Here is a 23,711-nt window from a genome sequence, read left to right on the forward strand (position 1 = left end):
TTATTTCCTTTTTAAAAATTATCGGCCACCGACAGTAATCGAATCGACTTTAATATGTGGTTGTCCAACTGTCACATAAACACTTCCACTAACTGATCCGCAAAATCCAGCAGATATTTCAAGATCATTGCCAGACATTGAAATCCGTTGCATGACTTCTGGGGCTTGGCCAATCAGCGTTGCGCCTTTGACTGGTTTTGTTACCTTACCATTTTCGATCAACCAAGCTTCTTCGACAGCGAAATTGAAATCACCCGTACTGCCCACACTGCCTCCGCCTAATTTCTTGCAATAAATACCCTTGTCTATGCTTGAAAACATATCTTCTTTTGAGTAATTGCCATGAGCAATATAGGTGTTTCGCATGCGACTTGCAGGGGCAAATGTGTAATTTTGTCTGCGCCCACTGCCAGTCCGCGGATGGCCCGTTAAAAGATGACCAGCTCTGTCACAAAGAAAATTTCTTAAAATTCCATTTTCTATGAGCAGAGTTTTTTGTGCGGGCATTCCTTCGTCATCCATATCTATTGAGCCAAAACCATTTTCCCAACTTCCTTCATCCCAAGCTGTGAGATTTTCATGGGCAATTTTCTCACCTTTTTTGTCTAAAAATGGAGTAGAATTTCTTTGTATTGCAGTCGTTTCGAGTAAATGTCCACAAGCTTCATGGAAAATAACCCCACCAAATTGATTGGCTAAGATAACAGGATAATTACCCGAGGATATAAAATCAGCATGCAGCATATGTCCAGAGCTTTCAGCAAGCTTTTCAGAAATTTCTTGTGTGTTTATCTTTCTAAAGAAATTTGGATTTGCTGCATCGCCAGAACGTATATGCGAAGATGTTCTATGAGCACCGTCTTCACAAAATACTTGGGTAGAGAGCGATTGATTGAGGCGAATATCTCTCGCAAATATACCTTCACTCGAGGCTACTAAGACTTCTTGCCAATCTCTGAACCCATTTGTCGTAGCACTCTGTAAGTGCTTTGTTGATTTTTGTTGTGCTAAATTCATTTGCATAAGAGAATCACACAATTCTCTTACTGAGCTGCATTGTGCTAACCAATTTGATTTTTCTTTTATTTCAACATAATCACGTAAAGGCTCTAGGTTTATTTCTGGTATTATTCTATTATGTTCGAGATTGAGAGCGTGGATATTGAGTGCTTTTTCTAAAATAATTTTAAGACCTTTAAAGCTCAGATCATTTGTAGAAACGTAACAATCTTCTTTTCCTTTGAAAACACGAACTCCTGCTCCTAAGCTTAATGCAGGATTTATTGCGGTTACTTGTCCATTTTCAATTAAAGCGCTTAAATAATTTCCTCTTTGTAGAAAAAATTCTATAAAATCAGCGCCAGCAGCGCGGCCTATTCCAAGTAATATAGAAAGTGGCTCTCTCCAAGTGTTGTCAAAAGATGCAGCGTGCATAATGTGATTTTTTTGAGAAATGTTATCCATTGAGAGTGCGTTTCTCATTATTTTCTCCATGAATGAATATTATTTAATTTGGCAAGAAAAGAGCATCACGATATTGTGTAAGAATTGCATCGTATCTACCAGTTTCTTTAATTATTTTATCTGCTTTTTGAAGTTTTTCAATCATATCTTTGGGAGCATTTTTTGTTACAGCTAAGAAAAATGTGACATCAAGAGGACTAAAGCCTTTGTTTAGACTTTTAACATCTAATTTTTTTGCATGTACAGTTTTTACGACTGTGCTTTCGGAGTTAAACCAAGCATCTGCTTTTTTTTTATACAGATTATCTGCGCACTGAGCAACTGTTGGAACAGGAGCTAAATTTTCAAAACCTTGACTGATTAAATATTTATATAAAACGGAATCAAGCCAGACACAAATTTTATTTAACTTCTTGGCACTTTCCAGTGAATTGATATTTAATTTAGCTTCTTTTAATGAGAAAAATGCAGTTTGAATATTGGCGATATGACCCGTATTATAAAATGTATTTAAATTCTTCTCATTTAAAATTGCGACTGTTGAATAAATTTTAGGATTTTCTTGATCAACAGTTTTCATAATGTTGAAAATATCTGGCAATGGATGAATTTCTTGGCGGTATTCTGTGTTCGATATTTTAAAAAGTTCTTTAGCAACATTAACATAAAATTCAGCGGGTGAAGGAGGTGTCATCAAAGTGATTGTCTGATTGGCATAGACTTGTCTTGAGCTAATCATAAGTATGAAAAAACTAAAATATCTTAAAAAGATATTAAATTTATATATTAAAAATATTTTGTAATCGAGCATTTTAAAATGAAAATTCACTTTGTCCTCGATAAAAGCTTTAATTTAATTAAAGCTTTTTAATTTGAATATGAATATCGTTCAGTTGTCGCTCAGATACCGTTCCAGGAGCACCCATCATAAGATCCATGGCTTTTTGATTGAGCGGAAATGTAATCACTTCGCGAATATTTGGTTCATCTAGAAGGAGCATGATCATACGATCAATACCTGGTGCAATCCCTCCGTGCGGAGGTGCACCAAAAGCAAATGCATTCCAAAGTGCTCCAAACTTACTTTCAACCACTTTTTCAGAGTAACCCGCTATTTCAAAAGCCTTTTTCATAATGTCTCTACGATGATTGCGAATTGCACCCGACGAGAGTTCAACACCATTACAAATAAGGTCATACTGGTACGCTAAAATATCAAGGGGGTTCTTTTGTTGTAAAGAATTCATACCACCTTGAGGCATAGAAAATGGATTGTGTGAGAAATCAATTTTTTGTTCATCTTCATTGAATTCGTACATTGGGAAATCAACGATCCAGGCAAATGCCCATATGTCTTTATTTCTTAAATTGAGTTTTTCACCTAAGTGCAGACGAACTTTGCCACCGGCAGTTTGGGTCGCAAGCTTATTGATTCCGACAATAAAAACAACTGCATCATTGTTTTGTAAATTTAGTTGACTGCCGAGACCTTTTTTCTCTGCATCACTGAGCTGTTTGGCAATTGATCCTTTCCATTCACCATCCTTGACTGCAAGCCATGGGAGTCCACCAAGTCCGTTTTCTTTGGCAAAAGTGTCGGCTTCTTCAAAAAATTTACGGCTTTGAGCGGCGGCATTTGGAAGCACGATAGCGCGAATAATACCTTTTTGTGCAAGAGTATTACTAAATACTACAAATTGTGTGTTTGCTAATGTTTCTTCTACATTTTGCATTTCAAGGGCAAAGCGCAAGTCTGGTTTGTCAATGCCGTACTTATCCATTGCATCATGCCAAGGAATACATGGGATTTTGCGATTGTTATGAATATATTTTGCATCATAATTTGATAAAGGCGTTATTTTTCTTTTGGTAAAAGCTTCATTTTCAAAGAGGCCATACATGAGATCTTCAACAATATCAAAAACTTCATCTTGGGTTACAAAGCTCATTTCAATATCGAGTTGATAAAATTCTCCCGGTGATCTGTCTCCCCTAGGGTCTTCGTCTCTAAAACAAGGAGCAATTTGGAAGTATTTATCAAAACCAGAACACATTAAGAGCTGTTTGAATTGTTGTGGTGCTTGAGGAAGTGCGTAAAAATGACCCGGGTGTAGACGACTTGGGACAAGGAAATCCCTTGCTCCTTCAGGCGAACTGCTAGTTAAAATGGGCGTGCTGAATTCATTGAAGCCAAGAGCATGCATTTTTTCACGAATATAACGAATAACATGACAGCGAAATAAAATATTTTTATGCATTTTTTCGGTACGTAAATCGAGATATCTATAGGTGAGCCGAGTGTCATCACTTTCTTGTTTTAGATTGTTTACAACTGGAAAGGGTAAAATCTCTGATGGTGACTCAATAGTGAAATCACTTGCAATAACTTCAATTTCACCAGTGTAAATCTTTTTATTGATAGCGCCTTCTCGTTTTACAACTTTGCCTTTAACTTGAATAACCGACTCTGAGCGCACACTGCTTGCTTCGGAAAAGAAAGGAGTATTTGGTGGGATGACAACTTGAGTGATACCATAGTGATCTCTCATATCAATAAAAATGAGTCCTCCTAAATCGCGTTTGGAATGAACCCATCCCATAAGAGAAACACTCTGATTGATATGCTCAGTATTGATTTCAGAGCATGTATGTGTACGTAAAGTTTGCATTTCCAAATACCTTTCTAGAAAAATACAAGATAACGGTTGGGACATAACATAAATAAAGTTCGTAGCCTAGTGAAGTTAAAAGGTTCAGAATGAATAAAGTTAGCTAAACTTCCAAATTTTTTCGACTAAAACTTTTTCTTGCCTACTCAGAGAGTCCCAGTGTTCAAGAATAAGATCGGGGCGGTTTTGTGCAGTGATTTTGAGCTGCTCTTTTCGAGTGAAATCAGAAATTTTCTTATGATTTCCAGAAAAAAGGATATCAGGAGCTTTCATACCAGAAAAGTTTTCGGGATGTGTGTATTGAGGGGCTTCAAGTAAGCCATTTTCAAAACTATCTAATTCTGCGCTCAGTTGATTGCCCAAGACGCCAGGGACAAAGCGAGCGACTGTGTCGATAAAGCACATTGCAGGTAATTCACCACCTGATAGGACAAAATCTCCGATACTTAAATTTAAATGAGCATGTTTTGCAATCACTCGTGCGTCATAGCCCGCATAACGACCGCAGAGTAATAGAACATGGCTTTTTTTGGCAATATTTTTCGCAATTGAGTTATTAAATACTTTACCTGAAGGTGTTAAATTTATGATAAATGTTGCATCAGTTTTGACTGACAAAATAGCTTTTTCGGTGATATCAGGGCGGAGAACCATGCCATCCCCACCACCAATAGGCTTGTCGTCCACATTTTTTCTTATATTATCGGCAAAATCCCGTAAGTAAACGGTTTCAAGTTGGATAATATTTTTTTTTATAGCTTTTGCGATGACGCCTTCGCTTTTTATTGTTTCGAACATTTCTGGAAAAAGGGTCACGGCAGAAAAACGCAAAAGTTCTTTCACTGCTCATCATCCTCAAAAAATTCAGGTACATACACTATTTCTATAGATCTATTCTCTTCATCTATCTTTTTAATAAAAGAATCGACAAAGGGAAAGAGAGCGGTTTTGTCTGTACCAATGACTTTGATTTCAAGATTATCTTGTGCGCCATAGGAACTGACACCGATTATTTCACCAATTGTTCCTTTGTTTTCTGCAATAACTTGAAAACCTTTTAAGTTGCCAACAATATACTCATCTTTGCCAACAGATATTTCGTTCTTATGCACGTAAATTTTTTTATTATATAAGGACTCAATTTCGTTGCGCGTTTCGAAGCCTTCCAGGATCAATGCCAGGGCATTTCCGCTCAGATAAGCTTTTAGAACCTTTTTTTCATGATATCCTTGCGGGGTTTCTATCAAGAGTTTTTTATAACCGTCCCATTTCGTGCGTCTGTCTTCTGTCTTCAAAAAAAATGCCCCCTTCAAACCATGAGGGCGGCCTACTTGCGCAAACTGAATATACCCTCGCGAAGAGAGTTGGTTTTCATCTAATTGTTCTAATTTAATGGTCATGATTCCGGGTCTTTTAAAAATGCGTTCAGTTCTGATTCCATATCAGACTGAGTGATGTATCCCAGTTCTACAAAGATTTGTCCAATAGGGCGAATGTTTTTTTGCTGAATTTCAAGAAGATGTGTGACATCTTCTTGTGTGAGGAGACTCATTGACACTGCTATTTCACCGAAGGGTTTAGCTGTTTCGGATTGTCTATTTAGTATCATAAAAATTTGCTCAACTGTTAGTTTTCCTTCGTTTAGAGCAATACGACCGATTGGGAGCCAAGTTTGTTTTTGAATATCGAGAGCCATCATAACTTGTCCAGGCGTTATATATCCTTTTTTTACTAGATAGGATCCAAAAAGCAACATAAGAACCTCTCAGGCCCGCAAGGTGAATAATGGTGTCTAAGTTTATGACTCCTATTTGTCGACATATTTATAAAGAATATGAGCTTTTAGAAAGGAAATGTGTCAAATGCTCTCACCGTTTATAAAGCTAAGAGATGATTGTGTTTTATGCCAAAAGCTTATGAATGCTAAAAATGAAAATGATTTTCTTTTTGATGGAGGAAATCATTTTTTAGTTTATAAGAGTCCTTTTGCGCAAAAATGGCCTGGGGCTTTAATGGCTGTTTATAAAAGACATATTTATGAGCATTCTCAAATAAGAGGCAACGAACTGTTAGACACTCTGCAAAGTTTGGTTTGTCTGGAAAAGGCAATCATAAAAGTAACAAAATGTAAAAGAATAAACTTTGTAAAGTTTGCTAACGTTGCGAATCATTTGCATTGGCATATTATTCCTCGTTACTATAAAGAGAATTATTTAGATAAATGCTCTTGGGAATTATTAGATGTTGCTAAAGAAGATCTTTATAAAAATTTTGAACCCCATTTTTTTCAAAAAAACCAAAATTTATACGCAAATTTAAGAAAAGAATACACCTTTGAAATTCATCACCGGGATTCATCTTATTTCGGGTGTGCTTTGTTTTTAAGAGCAAGGGATAAAAATAAGAGAAATAATATTTGGAAATTAAGTTTAGATGAAATTATAAAAAGTGCAAGAGAAAATCCAAGTGAATGGGAATGTCTCTTAATGAAAAGAAATTATTTTGATTTTGCTTGGGATTTTATCGGGGGAAATAGTGATATCAATGAATTTCCTGAATATACAATGATCCGTGAAGTGAAAGAAGAAGTTGGATGGAAAATATTACATTATAGAGAAATATGTCGGCAGTGGAAGCAAGGCACAATAAAGGGTTTTGTTTATTTAGCAATTCCCGAAGAAAAACAGTATATGGATGATGATCCTCCGCGAACTCCATGTGATGAAGTGCAATCTGTTAAATATTTTAATTTATGTGAGATTATTAAGTCGAATCATTTTTCAGACAGTGTCAGAGGTCGTATCAAAGCTTTTATCGATAAACGTTCTGATTTCTTAAGTATTGATCCTTAATAAAGGCAATAAATTTCTCCGCAACTATTTGCTGCATTCCCTTTAATAAATCTTCTTTTATTACATTAATGTGTAGATGAATTTTATATATTAGGAGAATCAGACATGACTGAATTCTTGAGCACTGAAATATTAGCTCGTTTGCAATTTGCGCTTACGATTATGTTTCATTATTTATTTCCCCCTCTTTCCATTGGCCTTGGTTTATTACTTGTTTTTATGGAAGGGATTTATCTTAAAACTAAAAATCCTATTTATGAAAAAATAACAAAATTTTGGGTAAAAATTTATGCAGCTAACTTTGCTATGGGTGTGGCGACGGGTTTGGTGATGGAATTCCAATTTGGTACCAACTGGGCAACATACTCAAGATTTGTTGGAGATATTTTCGGATCTGCTCTGGCATCGGAAGGGATATTTGCCTTTTTTTTAGAGTCAGGTTTTTTAGCAATTTTGGTCTTTGGCTGGGATAGGGTTTCACCCAAGGTGCATTTTTTTTCAACACTCATGGTTGCTCTCGGCTCGGTGGGTTCAGCAGTTTGGATCATCATTGCCAATGCTTGGATGCAGTCCCCTACTGGATTTCATCTTGTAGGTGAAGGAATGCAGCAAAAAGCTGTGATCGATGATTTCTGGGCAATGGTTTTTAATCCTTCGAGTGTGAGAATGATTGTTCATGCCATTATCGGCTGCTGGTTGATGGGTGCATTTTTTGTAATGAGTATTTGTGCTTATTATATCATTCAGAAAAAACATCTTGAGGTTGCCAAGAAATCTTTTGTGATAGCACTGCTGCTTGGTTTTACGGCTTCTCTTTTGGCAGCAAGTTCAGGCCATTTTTTAGCCGATCGCATTGCTATCACCCAACCTGCTAAATTGGCTGCAATGGAAGGTCATTTTAGCACAGGTACAGGCGGTGCACCGTTATATTTATTTGGCATCCCAAATAGTGAAAAAGAAAAAGTTGAATATGGAATAAAAATACCTGGGGGATTGAGTTTTTTAGTGCATTGGAATTTTAGCTCCCCGGTAATTGGTTTAGATCAATTTAAAAAGGAAGATAGGCCACCTGTAGGCATTACATTTTTTTCTTATCATCTCATGATAAGTTTGGGTGTTTATATGTTGTTCATAACAACATTGTCTTTAATTTTATTGAAAAAGAAAAAATTATTTGAAACAAAATGGATAATGAAACTCTATTGTGTTTCTATTCTTGCCCCCATTCTTGCCAATCAAGCAGGTTGGGTTGCTACTGAAGTTGGACGCCAACCTTGGATTGTTTATGGACTTATGCGGACTCCAGATGGTCTTTCTAAAGCAGTTAAAGCAGATCAAATTTTATTTTCTATTATAGTATTTGCTTTTATTTATATTCTTTTATTTATGGCTTATATTTTTGTCATTCATAATAAAATAAAACATGGTCCTGATGAAATAATGCAAAATAAAAAAATTGGAGCTTAAAATGGATATACATATTTTTTGGTTTATTATGTTAGGTATTCTTCTAGCAGGTTATGCAGTTCTAGACGGATTTGACCTTGGTGTTGGTATTTTATATCCATTGGCGAAAACTGAAGAGGAAAAACGATTATTTTTAAATTCAATTGGTCCATTTTGGGATGGAAATGAAGTTTGGCTTGTTACTTTTGGAGGTGCTTTATTTGCAGCTTTTCCCGATGCATATGCAACAGCATTTTCTGGTTTTTACACGCCCTTTATGTTACTACTCTGGGCGCTAATTTTTAGAGCAGTTTCTATTGAGTTTAGAAGTAAATATCATTCAAATATTTGGAAAAATACTTGGGACTGGAGCTTTTGCTTTGCCAGTATTCTTGCGACATTTCTTTTTGGCATTGCAGTTGGCAATTGTTTAAAAGGAATACCCGTTGGAGAAGACAAGGAGTTTTCTGGAGTATTAGCAGACTTATTAAATCCCTATGCGATTACAATTGGTATATTAGCTGTCTCAACATTTGCTATGCATGGTTCTATTTTTCTTTATTTAAAGCTTGAAGGTGAAATAAAAGAAAAAGTATATAAATGGTTATGGCATACTTTTGGTTGTTTTGTTGTGTGCTATATTTTCTGTACGATTTATACATTGGTTTCCATACCGCATGTCATTCATAATTTCGAAGAATATCCGTGGCTGTGGTTCATTGTTGTCTTAAATGTTTTAGCCATTGGCAATATCCCGAGAGCTTTGTTTTTAGGGAAACCTGGTTATGCATTTTTATCTTCTTCAGCTACTCTCATAGCTTTTACTGCGCTGTTCGGTGTTGCACTTTTTCCAAATCTCATAACTTCAAGTTTAAGTCCAGAATATAGTTTAAGTATTTACAACGCATCCTCGTCGGAGAAAACTTTAAATTTGATGAAGATTATAGCATTTTTAGGAATGCCTTTTGTTATTACCTACACACTCATTATCTATTGGGTCTTCAGAGGTAAAGTTAAACTAGGTAAATTCAGTTATTAAAGATTTTACGGAATTTTTTTTATTCTATATTATCCTTTCCTTTCCGATAAAAAATGGTTACTGAATTTGCAAGTCAATTTTGATGTGTTAGTTACATTTTAAGTTTATCCTTTGATAAACTATTTGTTTGTTCATGTAGTGATACCGACTTGGAGTAAATCATGACATTACCAAAAATTCATAGCCAAAAATGGTTAAGTGAAGTTGAATTGCTTGATTCTGATATTGAACCATCAGAATCTCTCATGCCTGCAAATATTGAGAAGTTTTTTGCGGGCATTGCGGATACTAAAGCTTGCTCAAATGCGACTAATGGCATTTTGAGCGATATAGCAAAAGAACTTGAGCACACAGTTCCTTGGTTTCTTTCGCAAATGCCTCCTCTTTATTTGTGGTCTACCTCACAAAAAGCTGTCATGGATGATATTCTTGAAATTGTATCCGGGAAAGTTTTGACCGAAAGGCAAGTGGCTGAAAGAGTTTGTGCCGCATCACAGACTGTCACTTTGATTGCAGCAGGCGAGCACTCAACGGCATCGGTACGGATTGCACCTGAGCTTTCGCGCTTTAAATGCAAGCTCGCACGTTTGTTTAACTCATTAGACAAAAAAATCGGACTTTGTGAAATTTATCATGCTCCATATAATACGGAAACTGCATGGTCGAGCAAAGCAAATCAAGCGAAACAAGAATCACTTAAAAAACTTTTAAGTAACAAGCCAAAAGCAAAAGTCGATGATTTTATCTCATCGCTTGATAAAGATTATGTAGATGTCTCTACAGTTAAGCAAATGTCCTTGGCTTATGATGCAATCGATTACTGTATGGAAAATGAAAACTCCTTTGTTAATTTAACTACGATTGTAGATGAAATGACAAAAGATGCGCGTGTCAGAGTTGATATTTGTTTAAAACATTTTCCTGTGAACGCTGCTATGGAAAATATAATCGGAATTTTTAATCGTTATAATTTTCAAGTACGACGTTTATTAGCGACTGAAATTTGTGCTAAAGAAAATCAGAAATTTACAGTTTTACATCTTATTTCTGGCACTCCAACGGGTGAAGTGATTACAGAAGATATGAAAGCTTGGGGTAAAGTATTAAAAAGCTTAAAAACCCTTTCTTATGTAGATCATGGCGATGAGTTTACGAATTTATTGCAAGGTGAAAATCCATTCAGTCTAAATGAAACAAATCTTGTTCGTGCGTTAGCAAACTGGGTACATATTTTCTTAACGAAACAAAATCCATATTATTATTCTATCGATCGGGTTTCAAAAGTTATTGTTAATAATCCTCACTATATGGATTTGAGTATCAAATATTTTAGAGCACGTTTTGATCCTCGTTTTCAAGGTGAGCGTAAACAATCAATCATTGAATACTACAATCAAATTAAAGCAACATTTGTTGAATTAAATGATGTCGTTGAAAAGAATATTTTAAAAGAAGGCTTAAACTTTTTAAATCATATTTTAAAAACAAATTATTTTTTAATTTCAAAAGGTGGCCTGACCTTTAGAATGGATCCAAGCGCGCTAGATAAGCACTATTATCCAGAAATGCCTTTTGGTATTTTTTATATGATCGGTCGTAACTTTAGAGCTTTCCAAGTGCGTTACCGCGACATTTCTCGCGGAGGGATGAGAGTTGTTATGCCTCGTTCATCCGGAGATTATGAAAATGCTTTGGCAGGTATATTTGACGAAGTCAACGGACTTGCCTCTGCTCAGCAATTAAAGAATAAAGATATTCCTGAAGGTGGAAGTAAATGTGTAATGGTCGTTCGCCAAGGCGGAGATAAAAACGAAGCTGTTAAAGCAGCTATTTCTGGTTTACTCGATTTGATCGTGACCGATCCTGTCACAGGGAGTTTAAAAGAAGGGATCATCGATTATCACGGAAAAGAAGAGATCATTTATTTAGGCCCAGATGAAAATCTCACGGATGATCTTATTGTCTGGATTATTAAACATGCTCTCCATCGCAAATACAAATATGCCTACGCCTTTATGTCTTCCAAACCCGATTTTGGTATAAATCATAAAGTTTATGGTGTGACTTCGGAAGGCGTGAATGTTTATGTTGACAATGTTCTCCGTTACCTTGGTCTGCAAAACTCGACTTTTAGAGTGAAAATGACCGGAGGCCCAGATGGTGACGTGGCTGGCAATGAACTCAACATTCTTTATCGTGAATATGGCGAGCGCTGTCGCGTGGTTTCCATAGGTGACGGATTTGGTGCTGCTTTCGATCCAAAAGGTTTAAATTGGCAAGAGCTCTTACGCTTATACAAAGAATCCCGTTCTATTGTCGAATTCAACCCACAAAAATTGAGTGGAGACAGTAAAGCTTTTGTTATTTCTGCTAATACAAAAGAAAATATGAAAATTCGTGACACCTTATATGCAACGGTTGAAGCAGAAATTTTCATTCCTGCAGGCGGTCGGCCTTATACAGTTAAAGAAAGCAATTGGGATAAGTATTTAATGCCAAATGGTAAGCCAAGTTCTTTAGCAATTGTAGAAGGCGCAAATATTTTCTTCACCAAAGAAGCAAGACAAAAGATTGTGGATTCAGGTGCTGTTGTTATAAAAGATAGCTCTGCAAATAAAGCAGGTGTGAGTTGTTCTTCTTATGAAATCATAGCTTGTTTAACAATTTCACCAGAAGAATTTGCTGCAATAAAAGATATTTATGTTAAACAAGTTTTAACTATTATCCGTTTTAATGCAGATCAAGAAGCTAAACTTTTATTCCGTGAATGGCAAAAAAATAAAGCAGGAACCGATCTCGTTAAATTGAGTTATGAAATATCTACAGAAATCAACTCTGCAAAAGATATTTTACTCGATAAATTAAATTTATTAAGTGATGAAGAACTTTCTGGTAGTAAGTATAATTTTGTTTTATTAAAACATTGTCCTGGAATTCTAGTTGAAAAATATCGCAATCGAATTATCGAGAGATTGCCGCGAGCGCATAAAATTGCGATTTTAAGTGCACATATGGCGAGCCATTTAGTTTATAGAGAAGGCTTGAATTGGCTTGAGTCAATGCATCCTGATCAAATATTTAAAGTAGCGCTTGATTATATGGATGCAGAACGTAACATTGAAAAAATGGTTGCTGAGCTTGAAAATAGCGACATCTCATTCAAAAATGAAATTGCTGAGGTTCTCAAAGCTGCAGGTGCAAAACATCTAGCTTCTCATCGCCTTTAATATCTTTTTAAAAATAGCTGCGGTAACCTCAACCTAGGAGGTTACCGTGCGAACTTTTTTTACTCGTGAACAAAACTTTTTTCTTATAATAGCAATACTTTGTATATATATAATATATCCATTTTTGCTCCCATTTGTATTAGGAATTACTTTAGCCTTTCTATTTGAGCCCGTATTATATAAAATTATATTTTATTTTAAATTGAAAAAAATAATTTGGCATTGGCTTACTGCAATTGTTATTATTATATTAACATTTATTTCAATATTAGGTCCTATTTTTACTTTAATAACGACTGGAATTCAGGAATTGAGTGCCGTCCTCATAATGTTGGAAAGTGAATTAAAAAATCCAACGCATATCGATAGCGTAGCAAAGCATATCAGCCAGTATTTATTAAAGTTTGGGTTTGATTATTCAATTGCAGAACTTATTGACAAAGGTCTCGATTTTCTAAAAAAAGCAGCCTCAACCGTAGCGTCGGGAGCAGGGACGGCTCTCACAGCGACTCCCGCGTTTATTATTAAGGTTTCTGTAATGATTTTAACTTGGTGCTTCTTTTTAATCCATGGGAGAAAATATCGAGAAACTATTTTACCCAAAATTATCCCATGGGAAACAGAGCGACAAATAGTAGCCAAAACAGTTTCATCTGTTTTAAAAGCTCTTATTGTTGCAAACGTTCTTGTCTCTTGTATTCAAGCTATTCTTATTACCACAACTTTGGTCGCTTTTGGTGTACCGCGTTATGCTTTATTAGGAATAATTGCTTTTTTTGTCTCATTTATTCCTGTCATTGGCACTGCACCCGTCATGATTGGCTCTGCTGCTTGGCTTTATATAAGTGAAGATAGAGTGGGGGCAGCAATTGGATTATTAATCTGCGCAGGGATAATCAGTCTCGCAGACAACGTATTAAGACCTTTCTTTATGAAAGGAGGGGCTGAATTGAGTTTCTTTTGGATATTCCTTGCCATAGTGGGTGGAATGTCACAATTTGGGGTGACTGGCGCAGTCTTAGGTCCAGTGTGCTTTGCGCTTTTTGTTGCCGCAAGTAAAACATTAGATGAATTGAGACGAAAGACAGTTTTGGAAGAAGACGTTCCAAATCCTTAAAAATAATAAATTTTAGGATTAAAATAGCAAAAAGGATCATATGCATGATTTTTCGTTCTCTTGGTAAAAATTTACAAGTTTCGGCTCTTGGTTTTGGGGGCGCTGCACTCAGTGGTGAGGAAGGTGGGTATGGATTTGGTTCTATTTCAGAAGAACAAGCCCACGATCTGCTCCAATATGCCTATGAAAAAAAAATCAATTTATTTGACACCGCTCCTATTTATGGTTTCGGCAATTCTGAAAAAAGAATTGGTAGAGCCCTTTCTGGTATGAGTAATATTCGAAAGAATATCGTTTTAGTTTCTAAGCTTGGTGCCACATGGAATACTGATAAAATTAGAATTCTCGACAATTCCCCAGAAACTGTAAAGCGTATGCTTTCAGAATCATTAACAAACTTAAAAACAGATTATCTTGATCTTTATATGATTCATTGGCCAGATGCTAAGAACCCCGTGGAAAAAACGATGGAATCTCTTCTTTATGCAAAAGACGAGGGACTTATTCGCAATATAGGTGTGTGCAATTTTAACCAAGATCAGTTGGAACGAGCTTTAAATGTTGGGCATGTGGATGTCATACAAAATCCATTTTCATTGCTCGATATTGAATCTAAAAATGAATTATTTACATTTATAAAAGAAAGAAATATAGGATTTATGTCCTATGCAACCCTTGCCAAAGGTATGCTTTCTGGATCATTTGGAAAAAATAAAAAGTTTGAGATTTCCGATGTCAGGAGTTTGAAAGAGAAAGTTTTCCAGGAACTCTACTACTCAATCCAGCCATTGCTCAATACATTTTTTAATCTAGCCAAAGAGTGTTCACTTACGCCAGCACAATTAGCGCTTGCTTGGGTGCTTTCCCATGAAGAAGTTGGAGTGGCTTTGTGTGGGGCAAAATCGTTTGAGCAAATTGATGGACTGATTGATAAAGTAAATTATTCTTTGCCATTAGAGATAAAAAATACTTTAGATAAATTGTCACTAGAATTTAAAAGAGTACGAGTATAAAAAAATTATGTTTTTTAAAAATAAAAAAAATAAAATACCATTTTCAGATGCTTCGCATGTTCTGGAAAATAATTATCCATCACAATCATTTGGAGTTGTGATCTTTGATATTGATGGAGATAATGAAAATGAAATATTAATTGCCAATGCATTTGGCGATAACATTATTTATAAATACGATGATAATAAGCAGAAATTTTTTGATATAGCCCCTGAGAATTTTAAAGAACCGAATAAAGCGACTTTAAGCTTATGTGTAGGAGACTTTTTAGGAAATGGCTCGCCCGCTGTTTATATGATGCATGCCGATACCTTAGGTGGAATTAAAACACAATATGACAGTGTTTTTGTAAGAGAATTAAATGAAAAACATGAACTCAGTTTTAAGGATTATCTAGGCACTCATTCAAGTATGAGCAATCCATATTCGGGTAGAAGTATTGCAGCGGTGGACGCGCATGGCAAAGGAAAGCATGATTTCTATGTAGTCAATTACGATGCTCCGAGTTTATTTTATACGTATGATCTACATGATAAATCTATAAAAGAAATATCTAAAGAATTGGGTATAAGACAGTATGCAGGAGGAAGAAGCATATTGGCTCAGTATATTGTCAGTGACAATGCTTTGGATATTTTTATTGGCAACGAAGAAGATCCCAATGCTTTATTTAAAAAAAGTGATACTGGTGTATATGAAGAAGTTGCATTTAATTATAATTTATCGGATATCGAAAATGATGCGCGTGGTATAGCAATAGCAGATTTTGATGGCAATGGTCTTGCTGATATCGTAATCGGCACTTGGGAAGGGTTAAATTCCGTTTTCATGCAGAAAAGTATAGGTATTTTTGAAAATTATTCTCCTGGATTTTTCAGTGAACCAAGACGTATTCGCAGTGTTATTGTCGCTGACTTTGACAATGATGGTCATGAAGAAATTTTTATCAATACCATTGGGCAACGTAATAGAATGTTTCGTTATTTAGGCAATAATGAATGGGAAGAAATTGATATTGGTGCTCTTGCATGTCGAGATCTACAAGGGACAGGCGCGTCTGTTGGAGATTTAACAGGCAATGGCTTTTTAGATATATTTATTTCAGTGGGAGAAAGGAATTCACAAAAGAATAAACTCTTTCTTGGAGTGGCCAATAACAATGCGTGGCTCAGAATTCAGCCACTCACACAAAATGGCTTTCCAGCTTTAGGTGCAAAAGTGAGATTATATTCTAAAGCTCATAGAAACCAAACAAAGTATATTTGCTCTGGCAGTGGATATCTTTGTCAAATGGAACCTGTGGCACATTTTGGCTTTGGTCCAATTGATCCCAAAATTTTATCAGTAGAAATCACATGGCCAGGGAATGGTAAAGATCTTCCTATTACACGAAAATTGCTTGGTAAAGATATAAATTTAAATACGTTTATTCAAGTTCCGCATCCCAATTCCTAAGAAAGTTATTAAATGGATCTCTTAAAGAAAAATGCGCAAATTTCTGCAAATGAAATAGTTTCTCTTAGAACAAATTCTTTAGAATATTGCGAATCAATTATCAATCATGTGTCACGTTCTTTTGCTCTCGGAATCAATTTATTAAATGGAGAGCTCAAAAAAAGTGTTTTGATTGGTTATCTACTATGTCGAATAATTGATACAGTAGAAGATGATTTATCGTTAGAAACTCAGGTTAAAGAAAAATATCTAAAAGATTTTTTAAATTGTTTTGATAATATTGAAAACTCTTACTCATACTCAAGAATTAATAGTTTATTGAAAGGTGATAAATATCATCTTGAACTCGTAAAAAATACCCACCAAGTCTTTCATGTTTATTTTACTTTATCGAAAAATACTCAGAATATTTTAAAAAAATGGGTTTCAGAAATGTGCCACGGAATGATTTATTTTGTGACAAAACAGCCCAAAGGAATTCGCATTCAAAATATTAAGGAGTATAAGAGTTATTGTTATTTTGTCGCAGGAACTGTTGGTTATTTATTAACAGACCTCTGGCGTGAATACGCTTATAAATTGAGTGAGAAAAATTACATTAAGCTGAACAAATATTCTGGAATTTTTGGCGAAGCTTTGCAAACGATAAATATCTTAAAGGATATTGCCTGGGATGCTAAATATGAAAACTCTATTTACATACCCCAAGAGTTTTTACTCAAAAATGGTTCATCGCATGAAAATATTTTAAATGAAAAGTATTACCGGCAAAATGAAAGAGCAGTGAAGGAACTAATAGTTATTGCGCATGAGAACTTAAAAGCATCTTTAATTTATGTAAAAGAAATATCGAAATTTAATTTTAGAATTCGTTTTTTCTGCATTTTCCCATTGCTTATGGCCTTTGCAACCCTAAGAAAAATTGAAAATGCCCCCAATCTTCTGACTCCTGAAAAAACAATTAAAGTTTCACGTCCTGAAGTAAAAAAAATAATTAGAATGTCTTTCTTCAGTGCTCTAAGTAATAAACTCATGCTACGAGCTGTTCAGCAAATTTCAACTAAATAAGTATTTTTTGAAAGCCTAGATCACGGTGACATTTTCAGCTTGTGGGCCTTTTTGTCCTTGGGTCACAGTAAATTGCACTTTTTGTCCTTCAGATAAAGTCCGAAAGCCACTCCCAGAGAGTGCAGAGAAATGGACAAAGACATCAGGTCCACCATTGTCCTGTTTTATAAAACCAAAGCCTTTAGTTTCATTAAAAAATTTTACTGTTCCATTGATTTTTCCGCTATTATCCGAAGCCATAAGTGTTCCCCCAAGAATCTGTCCGTTTTACAAATAAATATAAAATGAGTGTAGCAGAGATTTTAAAAGAACATAAGCCAAATTTTTTAGGAAAAAAATATAAAATTGAAAAATATTGCAGTCCAAGTTTCAAAATGACTGAATCCCATTTTTGGACAGTGTTTTTAAAATTAGTGAATACTGTTAAAAAATTAGCTATAAATCCTATTCAAATAAGAAAATTTATTTATTTTAAAAAGATTAAAAAGGAGTGATCCTAGTCAATATTCAACTTAAATTAAATATATATATATGACAAAAGTAATTTTAATAATTTATTTTTTTGTTTTATTATGATAAGATTTGTTATTATATGTTTTACTTATATATGTAAAAAATTATAATTAATTAGTTTAAATTAAAACTTCGAGGAGCTATTATGCTATTGAATCGAGTTGATAACAATAAAGATCTATTTGATCTTGATCTCTCTATTTAAATTATTGCACTAGAAGAAATGAATTGTAAAAAATATGCTGTTATTTTTACTAAATAAAAAAACTAAGTAATATTTTTTTAAATTATATCCTTTAAAAAAAAGCAGCAATATAATTTAATATAAATAATATATTTTTTCAACTTATAGAGGAAAAATAATTAAGCTGATTGACAGCTTATTTTTATATTTCTAGTATATTAGAGTCTATCTCAACATTCAAATAATTTCATTATATATAATTACTTGAAAATTAGGTTGATCATATAAGCATAAACTTGCTTTACGGCAAAAAAAATTTATTCATTATAACTACCTCACTATAATTCCATATTTCATTCATACAACATTTTTGCATTTACATTCTAATGTATAAATCTCATATTCATAAAAAAATAATCAAAAATATAAAAAGTATATTAACTTTTTTATGCTTAATTTTTCGGAACGAGGAAAAATCTATTATAAATTAAGTAAATAGATTTTATTTAATATATTTTTTTAACAAATCGATTTGACAAATATATTTAAGTCATAGTAATTTATAGTTTGTTATAGAATTATTTATTACGTATACTATTTATAATATATTTTATGTTATTGTTCTATAATAAAAATATTTTTGTTAACATACAATTTTTGTATTTTAGATTTATGGAGGAATCTTATGCAGATTAATGGTGCTGATAGCGATCTTGATCTTTTTGATATCGACTTATCTATTGCAACAGTTCTAGACCTTGAATCAGAATGTTTGATAACTAAAAATTATTGTGTATAATTACATTTTTATTTAAAATGCGACCTTATTTTTTACTTTTCATTGCTTATTAATAACGTATGAATGGGAGATTTTTATGTCAAATATTTTAGAAAATGATAGTGAATATATTTTTGAAATTGATTTTAATGTGTCCACAGTTGAAGTAGAAGAAACTTCAAACTTAAGTAGCTCAATGCATTGTCCTAGGCAGAATATGTGTTTAGAATAAAACTGGGTGCGCAAAATAGATAATTATTTTGCGCATTTTTTTTGATTTTTATAAATAAATATAGTATTAAAATCTTTACATTAAAAATTTGAACTTCCCTCAAAATAAGATTATTTTTTAAATGAATTTTATTTGACATTTAAAAGTTTATTTAGGAAAGCAAAATGATTTCATCTGCTCAATTTTTTATGCTGAGGACTCCTATCTTTCCATTGGATTATTTCATTGATTATTTAAAGAGTGAAGAAGACATACTCGATTTTTTAAGAAATAAAAGTTATTATAATATTTTTAAAGAAGCATTGTTGTTGTCAAGTCAGTCATTATATAAAAGCTTAGTTTTATATGAAAATGCAAAAATTCAAGATAAAAGAAAAGTTGAGCAACTGAGATCCGGTATACTTAAGTATTTTTCTCGTGCAACTTCCCGTGCGACCCCTTTTGGTTACTATGCTGCTGTGCAAATAGGCCACTACTGCGATAAAAACTCAACATCTAATGAACATCAAGGTTCTTTTTTAAAATCAATTCGTCCTGATATGGAATGGCTACAGACTGTCGTGCGGAGAATTGAAGAAAATATAGAACTCCTGCCGAATATACAGCTAAAAATCAATCCAGTTATTTATACACATGGAGATAGGGTTTTACTACCTTATTCTTCGGTCGAAATAAAAGGAAATGAACCAGACTCGAAAGGTTTTTTTAATCAAGATGTTTCCATAAAAAACAATGCTTTGATAGATTATATTAGGAATATATTGAGCGTAGAAATTAAATTGGAAGACTTGCTGATAAAAGTCAGGAATAAATTCCAATTAAAAGATGATTTTAAAACCATAAAATTATTGCAAGATCTCATAAATAAAAATTTCATTATTACTGAATTAAAACCAATTTTAGGAAAAATAGATGTTTTTTCTGATCTTCTTGAGAAATTAAAAGCCTTTCCTTCACAAAGACAGAATGTAGAATATTTAAGAGATTTAAAGCAAAAAATATGTAAATATTCACAAATAAATATTGGCGAAGGTATAGAAGATTTAGAAAATATAATTGAAGATATGCAAAAATTTTGTCGAGTTAAAAACCCCTTGCAAATTGACATTGCTGTAAACAATCTAAATCCTTTTCTCTTAGAAAATGCATATAAAAATAAAATTGAAGATGCAGCAAAACTTATGAGAATGTTATCTCCGCAACAGTTCGGTTTCGAGCATATAAGAGATTACCACGAGGAATTCATTAATAAATATGGTTTTGTCAACGAGGTGCCCATTCAAGAATTACTCGATGAAAATTTAGGATTAGGCGCACCTGCTGATTATAAATTTCCTCAAAGTCAAAGGAAGAAGAATCAAAAAGGCAAAAAGACTAATGAAAAATTAATTCATTTTATTTTAGATTATATCTTGCAAAATAATTGTCAAACAATTGAAAGTATTGCTATAACTGATCAAGATCTCAAAAATATGGAATTCGATCAATTTGACTCTGACTCTCTCCTTGATTCTTTTGAAGTGTATGCGCAAGTATTTAGAAACGATGAAAAATTGAAACAGAAGGTTGCATTATCAGGCTTACAATGGACTCCTGGAGCATGTACATCCTTCGGAAGGTTCTCCCAAATTTTTTCAAACAATGAAAAAAATGAAATTAAAGATTTTATACATAACATAGAACATAAATCTCCTGAGGTCATTTATTGTGAGCTCATATATTCCCCTCAAACAACCAGAGGAGGAAATGTTGCTCTGACTGAAAGCTTCTGGAGTTTTAGAATTTATCTAGATACCTTTGCAGAGCAAAAGAGTTCTTTGTTAAGCTTAGAAGATATATTTGTCTGTGCAAACTTGAAGAGGCTTTATTTTAAATCGAAAAAATATCAAAAAGAAGTCGTTTTTTTATCTACTCATATGCTTAACTTTCAAAATGCACCAAATATAGTGCGATTTATGAGGGAGGTGAGTTCAGAAAAAAATGTCTTATGGAACTTTTTAGCATTAGGAGAGCTTTTAAAAACCTCTTATTTACCACGATTAGAGTACAATGATGTTATTTTTTCTCCAAGGACTTGGAGATTATCTTTAGATTCTCTAAAGGCGCTAAAGGAAAAATTTGATATTAAGAACGAAGTATTAGCTGTATTTAAATTATGGAAAGATAAATGGAAAATACCAAGTCTGGTTTATTTTGTAATTGCGGATAACAGAATATTACTCGACTTAAATAAAGATTACCATATTCAAGAAATTACAAAGAAAATAATAAATGAAGAAAAAATAATTTTGCAAGAAGTTTTTGGTTTAAATAGAGTGGAAAAAGAAAATCAGGTCTTTAGTGAAGAAATCGTGTTTCCTCTTTACTCGACACATAAAAGCAGTATTATTAATGAAATAAATAAAGATTTTCAGGCTAAAAAATATCCCAAAATTTTCTATCCAGGAAGTGAATGGTTTTATGCAAAACTTTATATAACTGGGTTCCGTGAAGAAGAATTTATATCTAACTATATTTTAAATTTTATCGATGAAATAATAACAGAAATATCAATTGAAACATGGTTTTTTATTCGCTATTTAGATCCTAAAAAGCATATCAGGTTTCGCATATTACTGAAAAACAAAAATGATTATGCGCTGTTACTAAAGAAATTCAACTTGTATTTTGAATTGTTAAGCAAAACAGGAATTTTAAACTATGTCTGTATCGATTCATATGAGCCAGAAATTGAAAGATATGGAGGTGCGGACTTACTGCCCTTGGCTGAGAAAATATTTATGCACGACAGTGAAATTGTCTGTACATTATTAAAAAATAAAAAAATATTGGAAGATCGCTTTACTCAACATTTCCTATGTGCCTTTCTCTCATTTGAATTGTTAGATGCATTTTACTTAGATTTTAATGAGAAATTAAAATTTGCAAATAGGATGGCGAATAAAGATAAATATATCGATGATTTTAGAGAGAAAAGAAAAGACTTAATCCAAGTTTATCTTAATAATAATTTCCATTTTTTTGCAGATCCAAATTTTAAAATTTTACAAGACTCTATCAAAAAAAGAAGCTTAGCTATTAATAAATATAATGTTATATTAGAAGAAAAATGTTTGGAATTAAATTTTCTAAATGCAAAATATGAAATTTTGGGCAGTCTAATTCATATGCAGTGTAATCGATTATTTGGGACTAAAAGAGATTGCGAAGAACGGGCAAATGCATATTTATTACATACGATTAACAGCTTAAAATATAGTATAAATAAAAATAAAAGTTAAAATATAGATAGGAATTTTATGCAACATAAAATTATAAATGATCTTATGAATCGATTGGATATTTCAAATCGAAATGACAATGCTTTCATCGAATTTTTAAAAGATAAAGTAAGTATGGAGCAGATGACCCTTGCGAATGGATATCCAGCTTTGGCTTTGTTTTTTTCTCAGTTAGATCGGATCTCACCAGAGCAGAAATTTAAAAAAAATGTGCATTTTTACTTAGAGAAAACAATTGCATGTATACAAAATAATAATCTTGTCACGAATTCATCTAGTTTTAGTGGGATCACAGGCCTTGCATTCGTTGTTTGGGTTTCATCCGAAAATGGAAAAAAATATCAAAAATTAATAGCAAAAATAGATGAGGTTTTATTTCAATTGTTGGATATAAAACTGTCTAGATTAAAAACTCAAAAATTCTTTGGACCTACTGATTTTGATGTGATTCAGGGATTGTCAGGTATTGTTAGATATCTAATCATGCGAAAGGAAGACTATACACACGCAGGCTATTTGAAAATAATAATGGATGTACTTATTCGTTTAAGTTCATATATCAATTATAAAAATAATAAAATTCCAGGGTGGATTTTTATTAAAGAGATGATTGGCGCTTATGAATCAATCTATGAAGATTCTGATGAATGTTTTAACCTTGGTCTTTCCCATGGTATAAGTGGAGTTTTATCTGCATTAAGTCTTGCAAAATTAAATGGAATCAATGCCGAAGGTGTTGAGGAATCCATTCTCAATATTAAAAATTGGCTTGTTAAGGCACAGCAAAGAGATATATATGGAATATATTGGCCAAACAGGTTAAGTTTAGAAGAAGAACTGACAGGAATTCGCAACGAACAATTTGATAAATATCATCGTCAAGCTTGGTGTTATGGTACTCCCGGTGTTTCACGGGCGCTTTACCTTGCAGGACAAGGATTAAAAGATCATAAATTACAAAATTTTGCTTTGAAAAGTTTTTTAGAAATCGAACAAAGACCTGAGGAAACATGGCGCAGCAATTCACCAACGTTTTGTCATGGCTATGCAGGACTTTTACAGATTGCAAAACGCTTTTATTTTGATACAAAAGAGGCAAAGCTGATACCACTTATTTCTCGATTGGAACAAAGAGTTATGAGTTATTATACTCAGGAAGCCCCCTTTCTATTCAAAGAAAATAATGGATTTTTAATAGATATTGGCATTATTGAAGGTACAGTCGGGACCGTTTTAAGTCTTCTCCATACAGATCACTTCGCAGATTGTATTTGGGATTATCCTTTTTTAATTTCTTAGAGAAGAATTTTTTTGCAGGAATAGTTAGATTTTACTTTAGAATAAATAGAATTTATTAAAGTATAAGTTGATT

General features: G+C 33.4%; 18 protein-coding genes. 11 read left to right on the top strand and 7 right to left on the bottom strand.

Going from position 1 to position 23,711, the window contains the following annotated elements; translation table 11 throughout:
- Window positions 1–18 precede the first annotated feature (18 nt).
- The 6 genes from EZS29_RS02635 to EZS29_RS02660 form a co-directional block, all read right to left on the bottom strand.
- The gene (locus tag EZS29_RS02635) at window positions 19–1,464 is read right to left on the bottom strand and encodes a TldD/PmbA family protein (RefSeq protein ID WP_342777858.1); all 1,446 of its coding nucleotides are present in this window, start codon (window positions 1,462–1,464) and stop codon (window positions 19–21) included.
- Between the two features lie 43 nt (window positions 1,465–1,507).
- Window positions 1,508–2,293, bottom strand: a complete 786-nt coding sequence (locus EZS29_RS02640; protein WP_130606253.1) for a type 2 periplasmic-binding domain-containing protein — start codon at window positions 2,291–2,293, stop codon at window positions 1,508–1,510.
- Between the two features lie 28 nt (window positions 2,294–2,321).
- Entirely contained in the window at window positions 2,322–4,133 is a 1,812-nt protein-coding gene (gene aspS / locus EZS29_RS02645; protein WP_130606255.1) for an aspartate--tRNA ligase, read from the bottom strand.
- Window positions 4,134–4,232: 99 nt separating this feature from the next.
- Window positions 4,233–4,976 (bottom strand): tRNA (guanosine(37)-N1)-methyltransferase TrmD, encoded by a 744-nt coding sequence (trmD, locus tag EZS29_RS02650; protein ID WP_216678705.1) that lies wholly within the window; start codon window positions 4,974–4,976, stop codon window positions 4,233–4,235.
- Window positions 4,973–5,533, bottom strand: a complete 561-nt coding sequence (gene rimM, locus EZS29_RS02655; protein WP_130606257.1) for a ribosome maturation factor RimM — start codon at window positions 5,531–5,533, stop codon at window positions 4,973–4,975. The genes trmD and rimM overlap by 4 nt, the downstream gene beginning before the upstream one ends.
- Window positions 5,530–5,889 (bottom strand): cyclic di-GMP-binding domain-containing protein, MshE-related, encoded by a 360-nt coding sequence (locus tag EZS29_RS02660; RefSeq protein ID WP_130606259.1) that lies wholly within the window; start codon window positions 5,887–5,889, stop codon window positions 5,530–5,532. The genes rimM and EZS29_RS02660 overlap by 4 nt, the downstream gene beginning before the upstream one ends.
- Window positions 5,890–5,995: 106 nt before the next feature.
- Between EZS29_RS02660 and EZS29_RS02665 the strand changes: the two genes are divergently transcribed.
- The 8 genes from EZS29_RS02665 to EZS29_RS02700 all read left to right on the top strand — a co-directional run bounded on the left by EZS29_RS02665 (window position 5,996) and on the right by EZS29_RS02700 (window position 17,351).
- A complete protein-coding gene (locus EZS29_RS02665) occupies window positions 5,996–6,985 on the top strand; it encodes an NUDIX domain-containing protein (protein ID WP_172603739.1) in 990 nt (329 codons plus the stop codon).
- 105 nt (window positions 6,986–7,090) lie between these two features.
- Entirely contained in the window at window positions 7,091–8,452 is a 1,362-nt protein-coding gene (locus EZS29_RS02670) for a cytochrome ubiquinol oxidase subunit I (RefSeq protein ID WP_216678706.1), read from the top strand.
- Between the two features lies 1 nt (window position 8,453).
- The gene (gene cydB / locus EZS29_RS02675; protein ID WP_130606263.1) at window positions 8,454–9,470 is read left to right on the top strand and encodes a cytochrome d ubiquinol oxidase subunit II; all 1,017 of its coding nucleotides are present in this window, start codon (window positions 8,454–8,456) and stop codon (window positions 9,468–9,470) included.
- Between the two features lie 161 nt (window positions 9,471–9,631).
- Complete coding sequence (locus EZS29_RS02680; protein ID WP_130606265.1) at window positions 9,632–12,697, top strand: NAD-glutamate dehydrogenase domain-containing protein; 3,066 nt, start codon at window positions 9,632–9,634, stop codon at window positions 12,695–12,697.
- 46 nt (window positions 12,698–12,743) lie between these two features.
- Entirely contained in the window at window positions 12,744–13,814 is a 1,071-nt protein-coding gene (locus EZS29_RS02685; RefSeq protein WP_130606267.1) for an AI-2E family transporter, read from the top strand.
- 44 nt (window positions 13,815–13,858) lie between these two features.
- Window positions 13,859–14,827: an aldo/keto reductase gene (locus EZS29_RS02690; RefSeq protein WP_130606269.1), complete on the top strand. Its 969-nt coding sequence runs from the start codon at window positions 13,859–13,861 to the stop codon at window positions 14,825–14,827.
- 7 nt (window positions 14,828–14,834) lie between these two features.
- Complete coding sequence (locus tag EZS29_RS02695; protein ID WP_130606271.1) at window positions 14,835–16,283, top strand: CRTAC1 family protein; 1,449 nt, start codon at window positions 14,835–14,837, stop codon at window positions 16,281–16,283.
- A 12-nt stretch (window positions 16,284–16,295) separates the two neighbouring features.
- A complete protein-coding gene (locus tag EZS29_RS02700; protein WP_130606273.1) occupies window positions 16,296–17,351 on the top strand; it encodes a phytoene/squalene synthase family protein in 1,056 nt (351 codons plus the stop codon).
- A gap of 15 nt (window positions 17,352–17,366) precedes the next feature.
- On the opposite strand, the gene EZS29_RS02705 is transcribed toward EZS29_RS02700, so the two are convergent.
- Entirely contained in the window at window positions 17,367–17,591 is a 225-nt protein-coding gene (locus EZS29_RS02705) for a cold-shock protein (protein ID WP_130606275.1), read from the bottom strand.
- Between the two features lie 1,332 nt (window positions 17,592–18,923).
- Here EZS29_RS02705 and EZS29_RS16185 point away from each other — a divergent pair.
- From EZS29_RS16185 to EZS29_RS02715, 3 genes are all read left to right on the top strand, one after another.
- Window positions 18,924–19,058: a hypothetical protein gene (locus EZS29_RS16185; protein WP_281276296.1), complete on the top strand. Its 135-nt coding sequence runs from the start codon at window positions 18,924–18,926 to the stop codon at window positions 19,056–19,058.
- 164 nt (window positions 19,059–19,222) lie between these two features.
- Window positions 19,223–22,339 carry a lantibiotic dehydratase gene (locus EZS29_RS02710; protein ID WP_130606277.1) on the top strand — a complete coding sequence of 1,039 codons (3,117 nt, stop codon included), beginning with the start codon at window positions 19,223–19,225 and terminating at the stop codon, window positions 22,337–22,339.
- A gap of 18 nt (window positions 22,340–22,357) precedes the next feature.
- Window positions 22,358–23,638 carry a lanthionine synthetase C family protein gene (locus tag EZS29_RS02715; protein ID WP_130606280.1) on the top strand — a complete coding sequence of 427 codons (1,281 nt, stop codon included), beginning with the start codon at window positions 22,358–22,360 and terminating at the stop codon, window positions 23,636–23,638.
- The last annotated feature ends 73 nt before the right edge of the window (window positions 23,639–23,711 follow it).

Origin of the sequence: Fluviispira sanaruensis (assembly GCF_004295685.1) — a bacterium.
Taxonomy (GTDB): Bacteria; Bdellovibrionota_B; Oligoflexia; order Silvanigrellales; family Silvanigrellaceae; genus Silvanigrella; species Silvanigrella sanaruensis.